The organism is Streptomyces sp. NPDC054932 (assembly GCF_053610205.1).
The window spans coordinates 1-17,952 of sequence record NZ_JBSGXU010000168.1 but is presented as its reverse complement, the minus strand read 5'-3'; the positions used below and the strand labels follow the sequence as shown (position 1 = coordinate 17,952).

20 protein-coding genes and 1 pseudogene are annotated in these 17,952 nt (G+C 72.1%); 12 read left to right on the top strand and 9 right to left on the bottom strand.

Features of this window, described 5'->3' with window-relative positions; all coding sequences use genetic code 11:
* Window positions 1–183: 183 nt before the first annotated feature.
* The gene (locus ACWGE1_RS32205) at window positions 184–726 is read left to right on the top strand and encodes a hypothetical protein (RefSeq protein WP_453423982.1); all 543 of its coding nucleotides are present in this window, start codon (window positions 184–186) and stop codon (window positions 724–726) included.
* Window positions 727–766: 40 nt separating this feature from the next.
* Here ACWGE1_RS32205 and ACWGE1_RS32200 read toward each other — a convergent pair whose 3' ends face one another.
* Window positions 767–1,828, bottom strand: a complete 1,062-nt coding sequence (locus ACWGE1_RS32200) for a VWA domain-containing protein (RefSeq protein WP_453423981.1) — start codon at window positions 1,826–1,828, stop codon at window positions 767–769.
* Window positions 1,829–1,952: 124 nt separating this feature from the next.
* Window positions 1,953–3,323, bottom strand: a complete 1,371-nt coding sequence (locus ACWGE1_RS32195; RefSeq protein ID WP_453423980.1) for a YhgE/Pip domain-containing protein — start codon at window positions 3,321–3,323, stop codon at window positions 1,953–1,955.
* 135 nt (window positions 3,324–3,458) lie between these two features.
* Here ACWGE1_RS32195 and ACWGE1_RS32190 point away from each other — a divergent pair, with 135 nt between their 5' ends.
* Complete coding sequence (locus ACWGE1_RS32190; RefSeq protein WP_453423979.1) at window positions 3,459–4,130, top strand: MerR family transcriptional regulator; 672 nt, start codon at window positions 3,459–3,461, stop codon at window positions 4,128–4,130.
* A 305-nt stretch (window positions 4,131–4,435) separates the two neighbouring features.
* Window positions 4,436–4,798, top strand: coding sequence for a transglycosylase family protein (locus ACWGE1_RS32185; RefSeq protein ID WP_453423978.1), 363 nt, complete (start codon window positions 4,436–4,438; stop codon window positions 4,796–4,798).
* A gap of 67 nt (window positions 4,799–4,865) precedes the next feature.
* Here the strand turns inward: ACWGE1_RS32185 and ACWGE1_RS32180 are convergent, their stop codons facing one another.
* The 4 genes from ACWGE1_RS32180 to ACWGE1_RS32165 form a co-directional block, all read right to left on the bottom strand.
* Window positions 4,866–5,210, bottom strand: coding sequence for a peptidase inhibitor family I36 protein (locus ACWGE1_RS32180; RefSeq protein WP_453423977.1), 345 nt, complete (start codon window positions 5,208–5,210; stop codon window positions 4,866–4,868).
* A 415-nt stretch (window positions 5,211–5,625) separates the two neighbouring features.
* Window positions 5,626–6,654 (bottom strand): iron-containing redox enzyme family protein, encoded by a 1,029-nt coding sequence (locus ACWGE1_RS32175; RefSeq protein ID WP_453423976.1) that lies wholly within the window; start codon window positions 6,652–6,654, stop codon window positions 5,626–5,628.
* On the bottom strand, window positions 6,651–6,917 hold the full coding sequence (locus ACWGE1_RS32170) for a CDGSH iron-sulfur domain-containing protein (RefSeq protein ID WP_453423975.1): 267 nt from the start codon (window positions 6,915–6,917) through the stop codon (window positions 6,651–6,653). Before ACWGE1_RS32170 ends, ACWGE1_RS32175 begins: the two co-directional genes overlap by 4 nt.
* A complete protein-coding gene (locus ACWGE1_RS32165; protein ID WP_453423984.1) occupies window positions 6,901–7,542 on the bottom strand; it encodes a HemK2/MTQ2 family protein methyltransferase in 642 nt (213 codons plus the stop codon). Before ACWGE1_RS32165 ends, ACWGE1_RS32170 begins: the two co-directional genes overlap by 17 nt.
* A gap of 275 nt (window positions 7,543–7,817) precedes the next feature.
* Between ACWGE1_RS32165 and ACWGE1_RS32160 the strand changes: the two genes are divergently transcribed.
* The 4 genes from ACWGE1_RS32160 (at window position 7,818) to ACWGE1_RS32145 (ending at window position 10,267) form a co-directional block, all read left to right on the top strand.
* Window positions 7,818–8,153, top strand: coding sequence for a metalloregulator ArsR/SmtB family transcription factor (locus ACWGE1_RS32160; protein ID WP_453423974.1), 336 nt, complete (start codon window positions 7,818–7,820; stop codon window positions 8,151–8,153).
* Between the two features lie 178 nt (window positions 8,154–8,331).
* On the top strand, window positions 8,332–9,078 hold the full coding sequence (locus ACWGE1_RS32155; RefSeq protein ID WP_453423973.1) for a DUF2071 domain-containing protein: 747 nt from the start codon (window positions 8,332–8,334) through the stop codon (window positions 9,076–9,078).
* A complete protein-coding gene (locus ACWGE1_RS32150) occupies window positions 9,075–9,845 on the top strand; it encodes a class I SAM-dependent methyltransferase (protein ID WP_453423972.1) in 771 nt (256 codons plus the stop codon). Before ACWGE1_RS32155 ends, ACWGE1_RS32150 begins: the two co-directional genes overlap by 4 nt.
* Complete coding sequence (locus ACWGE1_RS32145) at window positions 9,842–10,267, top strand: hypothetical protein (protein ID WP_453423971.1); 426 nt, start codon at window positions 9,842–9,844, stop codon at window positions 10,265–10,267. Before ACWGE1_RS32150 ends, ACWGE1_RS32145 begins: the two co-directional genes overlap by 4 nt.
* A 21-nt stretch (window positions 10,268–10,288) precedes the next feature.
* On the opposite strand, the gene ACWGE1_RS32140 is transcribed toward ACWGE1_RS32145, so the two are convergent.
* Both ACWGE1_RS32140 and ACWGE1_RS32135 read right to left on the bottom strand, forming a co-directional pair.
* Window positions 10,289–11,098, bottom strand: coding sequence for a peptidoglycan recognition protein family protein (locus ACWGE1_RS32140; protein ID WP_453423970.1), 810 nt, complete (start codon window positions 11,096–11,098; stop codon window positions 10,289–10,291).
* A 275-nt stretch (window positions 11,099–11,373) separates the two neighbouring features.
* Entirely contained in the window at window positions 11,374–11,700 is a 327-nt protein-coding gene (locus ACWGE1_RS32135) for a hypothetical protein (RefSeq protein WP_453423969.1), read from the bottom strand.
* A 189-nt stretch (window positions 11,701–11,889) separates the two neighbouring features.
* Between ACWGE1_RS32135 and ACWGE1_RS32130 the strand changes: the two genes are divergently transcribed.
* On the top strand, window positions 11,890–12,429 hold the full coding sequence (locus ACWGE1_RS32130) for a DUF2231 domain-containing protein (protein ID WP_453423968.1): 540 nt from the start codon (window positions 11,890–11,892) through the stop codon (window positions 12,427–12,429).
* Between the two features lie 125 nt (window positions 12,430–12,554).
* Here the strand turns inward: ACWGE1_RS32130 and ACWGE1_RS32125 are convergent, their stop codons facing one another.
* Entirely contained in the window at window positions 12,555–14,987 is a 2,433-nt protein-coding gene (locus tag ACWGE1_RS32125; protein WP_453423967.1) for a SpoIIE family protein phosphatase, read from the bottom strand.
* A gap of 466 nt (window positions 14,988–15,453) precedes the next feature.
* Between ACWGE1_RS32125 and ACWGE1_RS32120 the strand changes: the two genes are divergently transcribed.
* From ACWGE1_RS32120 to ACWGE1_RS32105, 4 genes and pseudogenes are all read left to right on the top strand, one after another.
* On the top strand, window positions 15,454–16,665 hold the full coding sequence (locus ACWGE1_RS32120) for an acyl-CoA dehydrogenase family protein (protein WP_453423966.1): 1,212 nt from the start codon (window positions 15,454–15,456) through the stop codon (window positions 16,663–16,665).
* 48 nt (window positions 16,666–16,713) lie between these two features.
* On the top strand, window positions 16,714–17,172 hold the full coding sequence (locus ACWGE1_RS32115; protein WP_453423965.1) for an RrF2 family transcriptional regulator: 459 nt from the start codon (window positions 16,714–16,716) through the stop codon (window positions 17,170–17,172).
* A gap of 140 nt (window positions 17,173–17,312) precedes the next feature.
* Window positions 17,313–17,414, top strand: coding sequence for a putative leader peptide (locus ACWGE1_RS32110; RefSeq protein WP_453423983.1), 102 nt, complete (start codon window positions 17,313–17,315; stop codon window positions 17,412–17,414).
* Window positions 17,415–17,704: 290 nt separating this feature from the next.
* Window positions 17,705–17,952, top strand: a pseudogene (locus tag ACWGE1_RS32105) (sulfate ABC transporter substrate-binding protein); the annotation flags it as partial.

The following is a 17,952-nucleotide window of genomic DNA, read 5'->3' as shown; positions in this document are numbered from 1 at the left end:
CCCTGCGGCCGGTGGCCCCCCTCGCCCGATCCGCCCGGTTCGTCAGTCGGCCGGAGCCGGTCCGGAGGTGGTCGTGGACCGCTCGCAGCGCGCCGGCCGGGCCGCGACAGCCGTTCACGACGGTGCTCCTGTATGTTCTTCCGGGCTCGCGAAGGGCGGGATCCGGGGGTGAAGAGGGCGATCGTGGCTGATGAGCGGCTTGCTGCCGAGTGGGTCCGTACCTGGTGCGAGCAGGCGGACGCGGCACTCACGGATCTGATGCGGTCCTTCGCGGTACACGGCTTTGCGCCCGGCAGGAATGTGGTCGCGCTCGCCACGGATCGCAGTCGCAGGGCGACGGGCGCGCTCGTGGAACTGACGCCGATCCCTTCGGACCTGACCACGCTGTACTGGGTGCTGGAAGAGGTGTCCCTGCCCGACGTGGACAACGGCTGGTTCATCCACCCGGCGTCGATGGTCGCAGACCACTTCCGCGATTACGGCGCCATCCGGATCGACGGGGAAGAGCCTGCACTGGTCTTCGCCAGTGACGGCGGCGGCCGTCTGTTCGCCCTGGCGGGCTCCGGACGCGTGTGGCGGTCCACCACGGCGTCCTGGTCGGATCAGTTCGACCTTGCCGCTGCCGGCCTTCAAGAGCTCCTCGCCGTGCTCGCCGACCGGATCAGCGGTCAGCTCCGACCGGCAGTCGGCGCGGCGTCCGAAGGCCCGGTACCCGGACGTCCTTGAGGCCGCCGGCCTCGACACGGCCCGCCGGCCGCCACGGGCTTCAGAGCATGATGAGCAGACGAGTCTTCGGCTTGAGCTTCCGGTTCACCGATCGGCTCTGCACATACACCTCCAGCTTGGGATTGTGCCCCGCCTTCACGGAGACGGTCCCCTGAATTCCGGTGCCGAACAGGAGACTGCGGGCCGCGTCGCCCGTGTACGCGCGGTCGGTGTCCTTCTCGACCACGATGACTTCCTTGTCGGGCTGGACCTGGACCCGGGTGCCCAGCTGGTAGTAGCACGCGCCCCGTTCGTACGTCACGCCCGGGTGCGAGTCCACGAAGGATCGGATCTCGACCTCCGCGTCGACCTTCAGGAGCCGGTACTTGTCGGCGGGAACCGGTTCGAGCTTCGCCCGCACGTCGTCCACCGATATGTCCTGGCCGACCGCGAACAGGTTCTTCGTGCCCCGCACGCCCTTCTCGCGGCCCCGGAGGAAGCTGGTGGCGGCGGCGCGCACGGTACCGATCGCCTCCTCGACACCCTCCTGGGAATCCGCATCCCAGATGGCGATGTTTCCGGCCGGGAATCCGTAGTTCTGGGCGGTTCGCTTCGCCAGGGAGTTCGGAACGAGGATCGCGGACGTCCAGTGGCCCGGAAGCGCGCCCATCTTCGCCGCGATCCTGTCGAGCCAGGGGCCCAGGATGGCCATGTCGCCGTCGTGCCGACGGTCGCCGCCGGAGGCGTTCTCCTCGCCGTCCGTCACCACGATCTGCAGGAAGCTGTGCTCGCCGTACTCCTCCCAGATGTGGCCCAGGTCGTCCAGTGACTTCAGGGAGGCTTCGATGAGGGCCGTGGCGCCATTGTTGACCTTGTACAGCCCCCGCATGGACGGCAGATGCTTCACGTCCATGTCCCAGACGAGATTCTCCACCTTGTGGTCGAAGGAGTAGAGGCTGATCCGGGTCTCATGACCGAGGCTGTCCGACTCGGCCTTCAGGCCCGACACGAACTCGTCCACGACACGGACGAGTTGACCCTGGTGCTGACGCATGGAACCCGAACAGTCGACGACCAGCGCGACGTGGTTCACCTTGTGCTGAATTCTGTTGGCGGACGCCATTGTGCTCCCCCTCCGAAGCTCCCCGAGTGATGTCTTCACACTAGGGGGAGCCACTGACAACGGAGCTTGACCGACCGTCACCGGCCCGCCCGCCGGGGCCTGGCCGCCGGCCGCCGGGGCCCTCTCAGGCCGTGGCGGGCGCTGCGCTCTCGGACGGCTCGGGGTGCCCGGGAGTCCCGGCGGCAACCGCGGCCCCCGGCTCGCTCCCGGCCCCGGTCTCGGGGTGGGGGATGCGGTGCAGTCCCCTGCGGTCGTAGAGGCGGGTGACGGCGAAGCCGAAGACCAGCGCGGCGACGAGGGCGACGCCCATCGCGGCCCACGCCCGGGCCAGGCCCGCGTCGCCCTGGGCCCCGTAGTAGAGCAGGGAGCGGAGACCCTCGGTGATCTGGCGCAGCGGCTCGAACTCGGCGAGGGCGCGGAAGAACCCGGGCAGCGCCTGGACGGGCACGGTGGCACCGGAGGAGGGGACGGCCATCGCGACGAAGACGATGGTGGCCAGCAGCATGCCGGGAGTGCCGAAGGCGGCGAACAGGGCCAGGCTGCCGATGCCGACGACCGCGATCGTGGCGACCGAATAGAGCCACAGCAGGCCGAGGTGGGAGGCGTCCATGTCGAGGATGCCGACCGTGGCGACCTCGACCAGGGTGCCCATGACCACGGACAGGCCGAGCATGAGCGCCATGCCGATGGCCAGGGTACGGACACGGCTGGTGTGCTGGACGGGTTCGCGCTTGCGGAAGGGCCCGAAATCGGTGTGCAGGTAGCCGAGCGCGGTGTCGACCTGGGAGTTGACCACGTTGGCGCCCAGCATGCCGCAGACGACCAGGACCAGCGCGTAGTAGAAGGCGCTCAGGCCCATGGCGCTGCGGGACCCGACGGGGTGCCCGTCGGCGACGGTCACGGTCACCGGGTCGGCCAGCTTGAGCTGGGCCGCCGTCGGGAGCGGGGTCTTCTGGGATCCGGCCTGCTTGAGGAGTTCCTGGCCGAGCTGGGCGGACGCGGCGTGGGCGGCCTTCTGGGCGGCCTGGGAGGCCATGGAGGAGCCGATGCTGCCGGCGGCCTGGTTGGTCAGCACGGTCAGGGTCGGCGGGGTGGCCTTGCCCTGGGGCGCGGTCGGCGGGGCGCTGAGCCCGGTCACCGTGGCGGAGAAGTCATCGGGAATGACGAGGGCGCCGAAGATCTTGCCCTTGCCCAGCCGCTTGTCGGCCTCCTCGCGGCTCACGACCTGCCAGTCGATGCTCTTGTCGTCCTTGGCGGCCTTCTGGATCCCGGCGACGACCTGCTCGCCCAGGTTGACGCGGCGGCCGCCCGCATCGGCGCCGCGGTCGGCGTTGACCACGGCCACGGGCAGGTCGCGCAGGTTGCCCCTGGGGTTGACGTTGCCGCCGACGTAGAGCAGGGCGAACAGCATCGAGACCACTGCGGCGATGAGTCCCGTCCCGATCCACAGCTGGGGTCGGCGGAGCACGGAAGGGGGCGGCGTGGGCTGAGGCATCGATTCTCCGGTGCGGCGGCTGCGTTCCTGAGCTGGATACTGAAAGTATCCAGCTACTGGATAGTGGCAGTATCTTGTTGTGGTGTCCAATCGCCGATGCCGGGCACCGGGCCGCACGACCAGCAGGGAAACCGCATGAAGATCTCGGAGCTCAGCCGGCGGACCGGCGTGCCGGTCGCCAGCATCAAGTACTTCCTGCGGCAGGGCCTGCTGCCCGCGGGGCGGGCGACCGCCGCGACCCTGGCCGAGTACGGCGAGGAGCACGCACAGCGACTGCGGCTGATCAAGGCGCTGACCACGCTCGGCGGCCTGTCCATCGCCGCCACCCGCGACGTCCTCGGGGCCGTCGACCAGGCCCACACCTCCGCGGGCGCCCTCGGAGCGGTCAGCTACGCCCTCCCCGTGCCGGTGGCGGCCCAGAACCCCGCAGATCCCGGGGAGGAGGCCGAGGCCGACGCGACGGCCGGGGCCGAGGTGGCGGAGCTGCTCGCGGCCCTGGACTGGCAGACGCCCGGGACATCACCGCACGTGCAGGGGCTGACGGCGGCGCTGAAGGAGCTGCGGAGGCTGGACGCGCAGTACGCCCCGGGGGAGCTCGCCGCCTACGCGAGGCTGGCCGAGTCGGTGGCCCGGCTGGACCTGGAGCGCGCGGTCGGCATCGACGACCCGGTGGCGCTGGCCGAGCGGGCGGTCGTCGTCCTCGCGATCTGCGCCCCGGTGTTCGAGCTGCTGCGGCGCCTCGCCCAGGAGGACCAGGTCAGGCGCCGGGTCGCGGATGGCGGCGCACAGTCCGCAGCGCCCCGGTAGCGCTCGCACCAGGGCCCCGAGGGGCGCCCGGGGTGTCCGGAGCCGGTGGCTCGGCGCGCGCCGCACGCGCGGGCGACGCGTTCGGGACCGGGCAGGCGGGTTCGGGACAGGGTCGTTCCCGTGCTGTGACCGCCTCACGAGGGTCTGTAGAGCGTCCGTTCGGGTGGCGTCGGCCCTTCACCGACCGCAAGTGCCGCTGGAAGCACGTCGGTCCGTGCTCTGCTGTGGCCACGGCCCGAAGAGGGTCGTACGCGGGCCCGCCCGCTGTTCGTGGCAGGTCCGCCCCCAACAGCGAAGGAGGACTGATGTCGCACCACCCGAAGGACCGGCAAAGCCGGAGCAGGATCGGCCAACTACTGGCATCGGCAGTGTTGTTGACCGTGGCCCTACTGGACGTCTCCGGGGCCCACGCCGCTGCGGTCCACTCCAAACCGAAGCCCGACTGGGACGCCATCGCCCGGTGCGAATCCGGCGGGAACTGGCGGGCGAACACCGGTAACGGTCATTACGGCGGATTGCAGTTCACCCGGTCGAGCTGGAACGCGGCGGGAGGCCGCCGGTACGCACCGCGCGCCGACCTCGCCACGAAGGCGGAGCAGATCGCCACGGCGAGGAGACTCGCCAGGATCCAGGGCATGGGGGCCTGGACCTGCGCACGCCGCCGCTGAGGGACGCCCTCCGGCGGGGCGGCGGGACCGCCCTGCCGGGGGGCGTGCCGACCGGACGCGCCGACGGTCAGCAGTTGTTGCCGACCGCGTCCATCTTGCCGCCGAACCGGCCCTGATAGTTGGAGGCGTAGTCGCCGACCCGGACCGGACGGCACTCCTTGCCGGTCGCCCAGTCGATGAAGGCACCCGTCCTGTTGGCCCGGAACGATCCGACGTGGTCCACGAATTCGGCGGGCAGGTCCACATAGCCGCCGCGCCACACGTACACGTCACCGGTCCCGTCCTGGAAGCGCCACAGACAGATGGCGTTGCTCGGGCAGGACGGCAGCGCCTGCGCCGCCGTGGGAGAGCCGAGTGCGGCCAGTACGACCGTCCCGGCAACGAGCAGGGTGCGCACGGCATGTGCCCTCATGTGCTTCTCCTTCGCGGCGGCGTTCCCCCCATCGTCCTCGCGTGCGCAAGGCCTTGAGAAGACGGCCCGCCCCGAAGCTCTGGAGTTCCTCAAGTCGGGTTGGTCCGGCGACCGGACGGGGGATCCCCCTGGCACGGACTCGAACGGAGAACGAGCAACGGGGAACGGGGGCAGGGGACATGGAATTCCTGGCGATCCTGGGGTTGGTCCTCATCGTGCTGATCGTGGCCGCGTCGGGAGGACGCGGCGGATCGTCCCGCAAGCGGCGGCGCAGGGGCTCGTGGGGCGACGGCGGCGGGGGCGGCTGCGGAGGCGGCTCGTCCTGCGGCGGCGGTGGAGGCTGCGGCGGGGGTGGCGGAGGCGGCGACTGACCGGTGCTCCGCACTGCCGGGCACGCAGCCCCGACCCTCAGGCCTCACGGCCCGGGCAGGGGCGTACGCAAAGCACTGCGCCCCTGGTCCCAGGCCTCGCGGAGGTGGACGGCGAGGCGGTCCTCCAGCAGGACGGTCGCCGCGCATCCGAACGCGATGTCCGCCTCCAGGGCCGGCTCGTCGGCCAGCAGACCTCCGATCACCTCGTGGCGCACCACCTGTTCGTGGACGGCGTCGGCTTCGACGTGCTCCGTGTAGAAGTGCTCGGCCGCACGTCCCGCTCCGCAGCGTCGCATGGCCTTGGCCAGGCGCCTGGACCCGGGCGACGAGGTGACCTCGACGCACGCGAAGTGGCCGACGAGCGCGCCGCGCAGGGCGCGGTGGAGCCCGAAGAGGGACATCAGGTTCACCGTCGCGAGCAGCGGCGCCGGCGCACGGTCCAGGTAACCGCCGTAGGCGGAATCCAGGCCCAGGTCGGCCATGAGGTCCGCGAAGAGCTGTGCGTGGATGCGGTCGGCGCGGCCGGCGCCGAACTCGTCGTACTCGACGGCGACCATGGCGGCCTTGGCCCGTCCGGTGAGCCGCGGGATGACCCAGGCGTGCGGGTCCGCCTCCTTGAGGTGGTAGAGGGAGCGCAGGGCCGCGTATTCGCGCAACTGCCATAGCTCGCCCCCGGTTTCCAGGTGGTGGCTGAGACTGCCGGAAAGGTCCACGGGCTCGACGAGGAGCGGGGCGAAGGCTTCCTCGATCGTCCGGGGCGCGTCGGGCAGCTCGGTGCGCAGGGCGTGCAGGACACGGGTCTCCATCGACTGGCGCAGCCGCAGCAGCTCCGGGTCCCATTCGCGCTCGTCGTCCACGCCGTCGAAGCCGCGGTAGTGCAGCTCGTACAGCAGGTAGAGGGCGAGCTGGAGGTCCTCACCCCACGGATCCGCCTTCAGCACGGACCTCGTGGCGTACACCGGCGGGCCGCCGGACCGCAGGGCCTGCGTCACGGCACGGGACAGCTCGCCCCGCCCTTCGACCAGGCAGGGGCCGGCAGCGGTCGTCGTGGCGCTCGGGCCGGGAGGGGTCATCGCGGGTTCCTGTCCTCGGGAGGCGAGCCGCCCCGCTCACGACAGCGGTGGCTGGTGTCGCACCAGGGGTGTGTGCGGCTGCGGCGGCAGGTGCACACCGCGACGATGAAACGGTCCGAGCGGGCGACCGTCCCGTCGTCCAGGACGATCTCGACCGGACCCTCGACCAGGACCGGGCCCTGCGGGTCCACCGACACCCGGCGGGCCGGGGCGTGTACGGAGGCCCGGACGGGGGCCGGGGAACCGTCAGAGGGACTGGGCACGGATGATCACCAGCTCTTCCCACTCGTCGGTTTCTGCCGCCAGACCCCGCTGCTCCAGCCAGGCCCGTCGCGAACGCAGTACGGGGCCCCACGGCACCGAGGCACTGGCCGTGACCTCCGCGCCCAGCCCCATGCCGGTCAGGCGGTCGAGGGTCTCGCCGACCCCGCACATCGCCGAGTGCACCATGAGCAGCACACCCCCAGGACGCAGCAGGGCGGGGACGCCGCCGCAGATCCGGTCGATGACCCCGCGCCCGTCGGGGCCGGCGTCCCAGGCCCGCTCCGGCCCGCGCGGCGGCAGCCGGGCCCCCGGGGCGGGGACGTACGGCGGATTGGCGACCACCAGGTCGAAACGACACCCCGTGGTGCGCGCCGCAAAGTCGCCGTGCAGGACGCGCAGGGGCAGCCGTCGGCGCAACGCGTTCAGCCGCGCCGTGACCACGGCGGGCCAGGACACATCGACCGCCGTGACGCGGGCTCCCCTGCCGGCGGCGTGCAGTGCCAGCGCACCGGTGCCCGTGCCGATCTCCAGCGCGTCGGTCCGCGGCCCGAGATCCTCCTGGGCCAGCGCCTCCGCGAGGAGAAGGGTGTCCGCCTGCGGCCGGTAGACGCCCGGCAAAGCCATCAGGGCGACCGGCAGCGGGGGCGAGGACAGAGCCGTGGCGGGCACCGCGCACCTCCGGACGGGAATGCGGCCCACGGGGCGGACCGAGGAATTGACCGACATCCTGCGGCTGCCCCGGGCCGAGCGGCCCATCCGGATTCTCGTCGATCTTGGAGGATCAGACGAATTTCGAGCCGTATACCCCTGATCGCCCCTGATGTCGCGCGAGCTGGGGCGCCGGGCGGGGCTCAGCACCCTCTTCTTTCGTATTTAGCTAATGTGCTAACTTCCCTGGCATGAGCACAGCACATGAGGACGAGGCAGGTGCGTTCCGTGCACTGGCCGACCCGACGAGACGTCAGATCCTCGAGGACCTGAGGGACGGTGAGCTCGCGGCCGGGGAGATCGCGAGCCGGTTCGCGATCAGCGCGCCGTCCATCTCCCGGCACCTGGGAGTGCTCAAGGGGGCAGGACTCGTCACCGAGCGGCGGGACGGCAACCGCATCCTGTACGCGCTGGCCGAGGAGCGGCTGGCCATGCACATCGGACGTTTCCTCAGCGCCGTCTGCCCCGAGCAGGTCGTGCTGCGTCACACCAAGTGGCGCAAGGCCGAGGGGAACGAACCCGCCTGACGGCCCCGGACGGCCCTGACCGACCTGCCCCCACCTGCCCCGCCCTGCCCCGACGTGACCCAGGCATGCGCGGGACCTCCCGCGTACGCCGATGCCCGGCCCGCCCCCACCATCGGGCGCGCCCGCCCAAAGGAACGATCGACTCATGAGGCACCTTCTGCAACGCCACCCTCTGCCGATGCAGACGTCGTTCGCGCATTCCCTCGTACTCACCTACGCGCTGCCTCCCCGGCTGCTCACCCCCCTGATCCCGCCCGGGCTCACCCTCGACACCTACCGCGACCCGGAGGGCGTCGAGCACGGCTTCGTCGCGGCCGCGGTCGTCGACACACGGGCGCTGCGCCCGTCGTTCCTTCCCCCAGCCCTCGGCCGGGACTTCATCCTCACCGGCTACCGGATCTTCACGCGCTTCTCCACCCCCGGCGGCCGCACCATGCGCGGCCTGCGCATCCTGCGCAGCGACACCGACCACCGGATGATGGTCCACGGCGGAAACCTCTTCTCCCGCTACAACTACCACCTCGCCCGGATCGGCACCCGGACGGTGGACCGGACCCTCGAGTTCAAGGTGATCAGCGCCGACGGCCGGGCCGATCTCCACGTCCGCGCCGACCTGGCGAACACCCCCGCCCCGCTTCCCGAGAACAGCCCCTTCGCCAGCGCCAAGGACGCCCGCCGCTACGCCGGCCCCCTCCCTTACACGTTCGAGTACGAGCCGCAGACCCGGTCGGTGATCGTGGTCAAGGCCACCCGCACGCAGTGGGATCCGGTCCCGGTCGCCGTCGAGGTTCCCACCCTGACGTTCTTCGCATCCGGGCCGTTCGCCGGAGCCGAGCCCGTCCTCGCCAACGCCTTCCACGTCAGCGACCTCCAGTACGGCTGGGAGCGCGGCTACCGACGGGCCCTGGACGGGGCGGCCCTGTGAGCGCGCCCACCGCCCCGGAAGCACCGCGCCCCTCCGGGGTCCGCGAGGTGATCGGCTACAACTGGCCCCTGTACGCGGGCGGGCTCTCCGCGATGGCCGCCGGTCTCGCCCTGGCGCCGCGCCTTCCCCGCGTCCCGGCCACCCTGGCCCGCACCGGCGCGCTGACGGCCGCCGCCCTGCTCATCGGCAGCACCGCCGCGAGCTGGTGGGTGTACGACCGCTCCGGGCTCTACTCCCTGGACTGGCTGTCCGATCTGCTGCCGGACGGCCCCGGCGACCACCTGGTCATAGCGACCGGCCTGGACGAGACCAGCCGGCTCCTGAGCGACCGTCACCCCCGCACCACACAGACCGTCGTCGACCTCTACGACCCGGCCGTCACCACGGAAGGATCCATCCGGCGTGCCCGGCGCCGGGTGCCCCCGCGTCCCGGAACACTGCCCGGCAGCTCCTCCCGGCTCCCCGTGGCGACCGGCTCCCAGCACACCGTGTTCGCGGTCTTCGCCGCCCACGAACTGCGCCTCGCGGCCGACCGGGAGGCGCTGTTCGCAGAGATCACCCGCACCCTGCGCCCCGGTGGCACGCTCGTCCTGGTGGAGCACCTGCGCGACGGCGCCAACACGGCCGCCTTCGGCCCCGGGGCCTGGCACTTCATGCCGCGCCGCGAATGGCTCCGCCTCGCCCACTCCGCCGGCCTGCGCGCCGTCGCCGAAACGAAGATCGCCACCCTTGTCACGGCCTTCGCCTTCCAGCGGAGCCCCGAGTGAACGACCTGCTCACCCTGGAGGCCCAACTACGGCTCGTAGGGCTCGCCCTGACCGCCATGGGCGCCTTCCACATCGTCCTGCCCCGCCTGGTCGGCTGGCCCACGGACCTCGCCGCCACCAGCCTGCTGACCCGCCAGGTCTCGTACGCGCACCTCTTCTTCATCGGCCTGACCTGTGTCCTGTTCGGTCTGCTGCCGCTGTGCTACGCGCCCGTGCTCCTGGCCCGTACCTCGCTCGGTACGGCTCTGCTGGCGGGTCAGACCCTGTTCTGGGGCATCCGCTGGGGCTTCCAGTTCCTGTACTTCTCACCTGCCCTGTGGCGCGGGGACCGCTTCCGTACCGCCGGACACGTCGCCCTCTCCCTCCTGTGGACCTGGGTGACGGCCGTGTTCGCCTGCGCCCTCCTGGCCAACCTGAGCTGAGGGGGCCGGACTTCGGACCGGTCAGGGCAGGAGGCCTGCCGGAAGGTACTCCGGGACGTTCTCCGGATCGGTGGTGGCCCGGTGGACCAGGTCCCACAGCGGGTCCGGCACCTCGTCCGGCCCGGGATCCTCGTCCGACAACGGCGTGCCGAGGCGGAGGGCGACGTCCTTGCGGAGCGTCGGGAGCAGGGCGTACAGGCGGTCGCCCGGGCACGCGGTGGCGTTGAAGTCGCGGTGGCCGTAGATCTCCGACGCGGGCAGACCGTACTGGTCGCAGATGTGGGCGCACAGATCGGCCAGCGCCGCGTACTGCGCCGCCGGCGGGGTCTCCGACGTGTACGTGCCCTCGTTCTCGATGCCGATCGCCACCGTGTTCTGCCCGATGCAGTGCGCCGCGCGCACCTGGCGGGTGCCGGCGCGCAGCTCCGCGAGGCTGCTGTGCCGGCCCTCCATCACGAAGGCCCCGCGGCTGACGGTGAAGTGCTGACCGGTGTCGATCCAGCCCTGCGCGTCCATGTGGTACGTCTGGATCGCGCGGGCCAGGGCGAAGGCCCGCTGCTGCGAATAGTCCGTCACGTTCGCCGTCGCCGTGTGGTGGACGATGATCCGCTCCGGGCGGTTGGCGAGGACGACGACCGGCTCGGACGCGGCCCGCGCGCCCCAGGTGGCACAGCCGATGATGTTCGGCCCGGCGGCGGACGCGCGCCCGGCCGCGGCCAGGGGAAGTGCCGCTCCGAGGGCCAGGGCGAACCCACCCGTGAGGAGGGTCCGGCGGGTGTACTGGCCCGTTGCGCGTGCGTGTGCCGGTGACTGGTCCAGGGCGGAGGTCATACGGTTCCCGTTTCCGTAGGAGGCTGCCCATTGAAGGGAATCCATCCGCACGGGTGGCGCAGACACACCGCGTCACGACCAGACTGACCCCCGGCTGGCTCGACTTCCTTGCGGAGAGCGGCCCGGCCCGATGCTCACCGGGTGGGCGCCCGGTGGTACCGGATGCCGGGGCCGGGACGGGAGCGGCCCATGAAGGAGGGCCGGTGGGTTCCTTCGGCGGAGCCGAGCAGGAACTGCTCGGCAGGGCCCGGAACTTCGTGCCGGATCAGGTCCTTTCATCGGCGTCCGCGGCCGCGCCTCACCAGCAGCAGGAGGGCCAGGCCGGCGCCCCCCACGAGCAGCGGCTTGCGGTTGGCGCGTGCCACCGTCGCGACCTGGCCGGCCTTGTGGAGAACGGGTTCGGGCGTCGTGTCCTTCACCAGCTGCGCGGCATGCAGGGTCTGCACGCGGATCCGGTCGGCGACCAGGGCGGTCTTCTCGGCTGCCTGTTCCATCATGGCGGTCGTCCTCTCCTTCGGCTGCGTCTCGACGTCGGCCTGGGCGGCCCGGTGCGCGCTCGCGGAGGCGTCGGAGCCGTGGGCCTGACGCTCCACCATGCTCATGCGGAGTCTCCCCCTTTGCGGTGCGCACGCCGTTGTCATGGCGCGCCTACCCGGCGAACGACCGTGCATCCGCCCACGCACCGGACGAATCCGGGCCGGTTCCCCACCGGCCCCTGACCGGATGCGGGTCGTTCGGGTGCAGTCGGGGCCAGGACGGGATCGCGGCGTGGCACCGGGTAGGCGTCGAGTATGAACTCACACACCTCCGACCCCTCCCGGTGGCTGACGGCGCTGGACCGGCTCGAGCGGACCACGGTGGCCGATCCGGCGATCAGGGTGCTCCAGCGGGGCATCCGCGCACTCCCCCTGGGCGGGATGCGTGATCTGCTGCATGGCCGGCCGCTCGGGCACCCCCTGCATCCCGTGCTGGTGCAGGTACCCATCGGATGCTGGTTCTCGGCCGCCGTGCTGGACGTCGTGCCCGGGACGCAGCGTGCGAGCAAGACCCTCACCGCCGTCGGACTGGCCGGGATCGCCCCGGCGGCGGTGGCGGGTTGGGTCGACTGGGCGGACCTGCCTCCCGAACAGGCCCGGGTCGGTCTGGCCCACGCGGCCTCCAACGCGGCCGCGGTGGCCTGCTACGCCGTGTCCCTGAACTCTCGGCTCCGCGGCCGCTCGGCGAAGGGCCGGCTGTGGTCCCTCGGCGGGCTGGCCGCCGTCGCGCTCACCGGCGCGCTGGGCGGGCACGTGGCCCACCGCCGGGCCGTCGGAGGATACCCCCAGACTTGAGCGGCACGGGCCGTGGACGATCGCGCCGTTCGCGCCGTCCGCGCCGTTCCCCGGGTGCCCAGATGCCCGCGTGAGCGACGCCCGGTGGCCCGTCCCGTCGGATGATCGTCGGCAGCGCCCGTGCGTCAGCCGCTCGCGCGGCGGCAGGGGATCTCGGCCCACACCTGTTTGCCGCCGCTGAGCGGCACCGAGCCCCAGGCCGTCGTCGTCGCCTCGACGATGAGCAGCCCGCGACCGCCGGTCGACTCCCAGCTCACCCACAGGGGTTTGACGGGGCTGCGCGGCGACGCGTCGTTCACGGCGATCCGCAGCCGGTCCGCCGACAGGGTCAGGTCCATCCCCACCTCGCCCTGTGTGTGCGCGATGGCATTGGTGACCAGCTCGGACACGACCAGCAGGGCCGCGTCGATCTCCTCCACCACTCCCCAGGACCGCAGGGTGCGCGCGGTGAAGCGGCGCGCGTGCAGGACCGCGTTGGGCAGCCGCCACACCGTCCAGTGGCTCCGCAGCGGCCGGCCGCCCAGGCCGTCGTAGCGCAGCAGCAGCAGCGCCACGTCGTCGTCGCGACGCCCCACCCCGGCGACCAGCTCGTCGGCGACCGCATTGGCATCGACCGGGTCGGACGCGGCGACCGCATCGCACACCCGCCGCATGCCCTCCTCCAGCGGCAGCCGGGCGGACTCGACCAGGCCGTCCGTCAGCAGGACGAGCAGCGTGCCGGGGACCAGACCCACCTCGGTGATGGGGAACTCGGCTTCCGCGAGCACCCCCAGCGGGGGCCCGCCCTCCACCACCATCTCCTCGGCGACGCCGTCGGGATGGCGCAGGATCGGCTGCAGATGACCGGCCCGGACGACCCTCGCGATGCCCTCTTCCATGTCGAGGTCCACGTAGCCGCAGGTGGCGAACAGATCGGTCTCCATGCCGACGAGCAGACGGTTGGCCCGCGCGACCACCACATCGGGCGGGTGGCCCTCCACCGCGTAGGCCCTGACCGCCGTACGCATCTGGCCCATGATGGTGGCGGCCCCCGCGCTGTGCCCCTGTACGTCCCCGATGACGAACGCCACGTGCCCGTCACGGAGCGGAATGACGTCGTACCAGTCTCCGCCGACCTCGAGCCCGGCCGTCGCGGGCAGGTAGCGGGCGACGGCGACCCCGCCCGGCAGCTCCGGGAGCTTACGGGGCAGCAGGCTGCGCTGGAGCATGGTGGCGAGTTCGTGGCCCGCGTCCAGTGCGTGGGCGCGCATCAGGGCCTGCCCCACCAGTCCCGCGGTCGCGGTCAGCAGCGACCGCTCCTCCGGTCCGAACCGGTGCTCGTCGTCCCACCCCACCAGACACACCCCGACGATCCTGCCTTCTGCGGGCAGCGGCAGCACCGCGAGACCGCCGGGCCCGACGCCCAGCAGCCCGGGTTCGAGGACTGCGCCCGGCGGCCACAGGCTCATGTGCCCTCCGCGCAGCGCGCTCTGGAGGGTGGGGAGGTCGCTGAGGGGCGCGTCGGGCCACTCGGACCGCCATTCCGAACGCCAGACCCCGGGCCACGCATCGGCCTCCGGCGGGTCGAGGGCGGTGACGATGAGCCGCTCGGGCTCCAGCTCACCGACGGCGACCCGGGAGGCGCCGAGGGGCTCGCGCAGGGCGGCGACCGCCAGCCTGCTGACCTCGCGGACGGTCGCCGCTCCCGCCAGCGTGGCCGACAGCCGCTGCACGAGGGAGACCTCGTCGGCACTGGGCCGCAGGTAGGTGGCGTCGGCCACCACGCCCAGGACACGCTGCGGCGTGCCGTCGGAGTCCACCTCCACCCGGCAACGCAGTCCGAGCCAGCGCAGCTCGCCGTTCGGGCGGCGGATGCGGAACGCCAGCTGCTGTCCGGCGGCCGCCAACCGGTCCGGCTCCACGATCGCCATCAGCGCTGGCATGTCGTCGGGGACTGCGCAGGCGAGCACGGTCTCGACCTGCCCGTCGAACTGCTCCGGAGGCAGACCGAGCAGTTCCAGCGCGTGCGCGTGCGCCTCCATGTGGCCGGTGCTCAGTTCCAGGATGAACGCGCCGCCCTGGTGAGGGACCAGGGACTGGCCCAGATGGGCCTGTGGGGCCTTGCGTCCGGAGAAACGGGCGGCGACCGACACGAGTCCTGCGGCCACCTGATCGGCGTAGAGCTCCAGCAGGCTGCGGTCGTCGGCGCTGAAGCCCTCACCGGCCTCCCCGGCGACGATCAGGCACCCGAGCTCCTGGTCGCCGTGCCCCAGTGGCAGTGCGCCCAGCGAGATCCTGGCCGGCGAGTTCGGGTCGCCGCCCCGTACCCGGGTGGGGAAGTGGTGGGGGTCGTCCTCGATGAACGTGGCGAGTTCCTTGGGGGTCAGCCACAGCGGGCTGCCCGAGCGGAAGGCGTTGGCGGCGGGCGAATGGCCGTCCACGGCCAGGATCGCGGGCAGTCCGTAGAGGACTCCGCGGTTTCCGGTCAGTTCGGCCAGATGGAGCTCCCGGCCCTGGTCGGCGACCACGTAGACAGCGGCCAGCTGCGCCCCGCAGAACGTAAAGCGATATGAGGTCACTGTGTGTATCGCCTCCTCCCGGGGCATCCTGCCGACCGTCTCCCTCCATGCTGTCGCGCCCGGGACCGTCCGGGCGAGTCGGAAGGCGCGCCGGCCCGGTCGACCGCCGGCAGTGCCGGGTCCAGCACATCTCTCCGTCCAAGACGGATCTGTCCACCATTCGGCCACGGTCTTGCTGTGACGGGCCTCCTTGCGGAAGTATTCCTATTAATCCGATGGGAAAGGTGGGGATATTTTCACCGGGTTGCGGCGGAACACCCCGTGTTCGGCCCCGTCCGGCCACAGCCGCCCGCCGTCCCCTCCGCGCCCCACCCCCCTCATGCACCACCCGCACCACCTCCCGGCAACCGGCCGGGCCCCAACAACGCTCCGGAGCAGCCCACATGACGACCGCCATCCCGCATGGCCCCGCTGTTCGCCCAGCCCTCGCGCCACGCCACGGCACCCCGGCCTGTCGGTGACGCCCGTGCCGACGACAGCGCCCACGACCGCCGCCCCGTCCGCCGCCCCGTCCGCCGACAAACGTCGTGCGCTCCTGCGTACCGCCCGCGATGTGGCGGACGACCTCGCCGCGGACGCCATCGCCCGCGACCAGGCCGGCCGGCCGCCGGTCGACGAGAGGACCCGGCTGCGCGAGGCCGGGCTGCTCGCGGCCCTCACCCCGCCCGGGCCGGGCCGCGGGGCCGACTGGCGTACCGGATGCGCCGTCATCCGGGAGATCGCGGCGGCGGACAGCTCCGTCGGTGACGTACTCGCCCGCCACTACGTGCACACGTGGAGCGGACGCTTCTACGCGAGTCACCACCACGCGACCGCCCTGGAGGAGGCGTCGGTGCGCGAGCAGTGGCTGTGGACCGGCGCGGTCCGCACTCCCGCCCCCCACGACGACGCCGATGGACCGGACCTCACGCTGAGGCCGCGCAACACCGGCTACGTGCTGAACGGGCGCCGGTCCGTGGCCACGGCGGTGGCCGTCGCCGACCAGATCGTGGTGGACGCCGTCTGCGCCGTGACCGGTGACGTCCTGGTCGTACGGATCCCGCCCCGCGCGCGGGGCGTGTCCATCGAAACCGCCCACGACCGCCTCGGGCAGCGCGTCGCCGGCGCGGGCGAGGTCGTCCTCGACCGGGTCACCGTCACGCCCGAGCAGGTGCTCGGCCGCCGCCCGCACGACGAGGAGTCGACCGCGCCCTTCACCGCGCTCGCCGAGCCGGCGCTCCGCCTCGCCCTGTGCCACGTCGGCCTCGGCATCGTGGAGGGCGCTCTCGGCGAAGCGCGCGACCTCAGCCGGGGCGGCCGTGCGTACCGGCTGCCCGGTGAGGACCCGGACCTCCTGCTGACCTACGGGGAGCTCGCCTCTGCCGCCCACACGGCCACCGCCGTGGTCGACCGGGCGACGGAGGTGCTGGCGCAGGCCCTGGAGGCGGGCACGCACCTCGACGCCGAAGAACCCGCGGGGGTCGCCGCCCTGGTCGCGACGGCCGAGACCGTGACGTCGAAGGCCGCCCTGCACATCACCACCCGCGTACTGGAACTGGCGGACGCGCCCGGCCTGGACCGCTTCTGGCGCAACGCACGCGTCCTGACGGCCCACCGCCCCCTCGCGCACCGGCTGCGGTCCATCGGCGAGCACTACCTCAACGGCTCCCACCGCCCGGTGGCGGCGGCCTTCCACTGATGCGGGGTACACGGAACGCGGACCGAAGACGTACGGGATAATGCGTACATGCGGATCTCAGCCAGGGCGGACTACGCGGTACGGGCCGCACTGCAGCTCGCCGCGTCGCAGGACGACGGACCACTGAAGGCCGAAGCCATCGCCGACGCCCAGGACATCCCGCACAAGTTCCTCGAGGGCATCCTGAACGACATGCGCCGAGGCGGTCTCGTACTCAGCCAGCGCGGCGGCAACGGCGGCTACCGGCTGGCCAAGCCCGCCGAGGCCATCAGCATCGCCGACGTCATCCGCGTCGTCGACGGACCGCTCGTATCGGTACGGGGGGTCCGCCCCCCGGACCTCTCCTACACCGGGCCCGCCCAGTCGCTGCTCCCCCTGTGGATCGCGCTGCGGTCCAACGTGCGCGAGATCCTCGACGGGGTGAGCCTCGCCGACGTCGCGTCGTCGGACCTGCCCGCCGCCGTATCGGCGCTGGCCCACGCTCCCGACGCCTGGACCAATCCCTGACCCACCCCGCCGCCACCTGCATGTTCTCAGTTGGCGAGATGTTTTCGTCCGCAATATGGACAACCCCTTGGGGCGGATGGCGCCGTCTGTCAATATGCCTACCAGCCAGGTAGGAAAACTAGGAATTCGGTGAGGTGGCCATGCGAACAGTGCACTGCGCAGACCCTTCGCTGCCCCTTCTCACTTCCCGTCGGCACATCGACCTGGCCCGTACGTCCAGCGCCACCTGTCAGCCCGCCTGACGCCCAGCCCTCGGGGCCGGCTCCGCGCGCAGAGCACAGCCGTGCGCTCCGCCACCCGCTCCCCGTCGGCCGGGAGGGCCCTCCCGGCCGGCCTTGCCGCCCCGTTTCGCCTTCGAGCGCGGCCCGCAACCACCCTCCGCGACATCCGCCACCCCGTTTCCGCCTCTCGGCCCGCGACGGCGGCCCGCCACCCACGACCTGGCGCGGGTGCTGTGCGTGCCGATCCCGTCGCACCACGTGACTTCGCCCCGGTATCTCTCCGAACACCCAGCCCCTGAAAGGACACCTCCGTGTCTGCCGCAAGACAGCTCACCACTCTGCGTGCCATCGCCGTCACAGCAACGCTCCCCCTCCTGCTCACGGCCTGCGGCTACGGCTCCGAGGCGAAGAAGGAAGACGCCAAGACCAACGTCGCGGCCACCGACGGCAAGAAGCTGTCGGCGGCCGAGGTCCGCATCGGGTACTTCCCGAACCTGACGCACGCCACCGCGCTGGTCGGCATCCAGGAAGGCCTGATCGAGAAGGAACTGAACGGCAC

What these genes read in the sequence shown, in the direction of transcription:
- ACWGE1_RS32180 (WP_453423977.1), bottom strand. Translation starts at nt 5,210, where the DNA reads ATGAGGGCACATGCCGTGCGCACCCTGCTCGTTGCCGGGACGGTCGTA.
- ACWGE1_RS32160 (WP_453423974.1), top strand. Translation starts at nt 7,818, where the DNA reads ATGAGCACAGCACATGAGGACGAGGCAGGTGCGTTCCGTGCACTGGCC.
- ACWGE1_RS32140 (WP_453423970.1), bottom strand. Translation starts at nt 11,098, where the DNA reads ATGACCTCCGCCCTGGACCAGTCACCGGCACACGCACGCGCAACGGGC.
- ACWGE1_RS32155 (WP_453423973.1), top strand. Translation starts at nt 8,332, where the DNA reads ATGCAGACGTCGTTCGCGCATTCCCTCGTACTCACCTACGCGCTGCCT.
- ACWGE1_RS32115 (WP_453423965.1), top strand. Translation starts at nt 16,714, where the DNA reads ATGCGGATCTCAGCCAGGGCGGACTACGCGGTACGGGCCGCACTGCAG.
- ACWGE1_RS32165 (WP_453423984.1), bottom strand. Translation starts at nt 7,542, where the DNA reads ATGGCTTTGCCGGGCGTCTACCGGCCGCAGGCGGACACCCTTCTCCTC.
- ACWGE1_RS32135 (WP_453423969.1), bottom strand. Translation starts at nt 11,700, where the DNA reads ATGAGCATGGTGGAGCGTCAGGCCCACGGCTCCGACGCCTCCGCGAGC.
- ACWGE1_RS32200 (WP_453423981.1), bottom strand. Translation starts at nt 1,828, where the DNA reads ATGGCGTCCGCCAACAGAATTCAGCACAAGGTGAACCACGTCGCGCTG.
- ACWGE1_RS32185 (WP_453423978.1), top strand. Translation starts at nt 4,436, where the DNA reads ATGTCGCACCACCCGAAGGACCGGCAAAGCCGGAGCAGGATCGGCCAA.
- ACWGE1_RS32110 (WP_453423983.1), top strand. Translation starts at nt 17,313, where the DNA reads ATGCGAACAGTGCACTGCGCAGACCCTTCGCTGCCCCTTCTCACTTCC.
- ACWGE1_RS32190 (WP_453423979.1), top strand. Translation starts at nt 3,459, where the DNA reads ATGAAGATCTCGGAGCTCAGCCGGCGGACCGGCGTGCCGGTCGCCAGC.
- ACWGE1_RS32130 (WP_453423968.1), top strand. Translation starts at nt 11,890, where the DNA reads ATGAACTCACACACCTCCGACCCCTCCCGGTGGCTGACGGCGCTGGAC.
- ACWGE1_RS32195 (WP_453423980.1), bottom strand. Translation starts at nt 3,323, where the DNA reads ATGCCTCAGCCCACGCCGCCCCCTTCCGTGCTCCGCCGACCCCAGCTG.
- ACWGE1_RS32175 (WP_453423976.1), bottom strand. Translation starts at nt 6,654, where the DNA reads ATGACCCCTCCCGGCCCGAGCGCCACGACGACCGCTGCCGGCCCCTGC.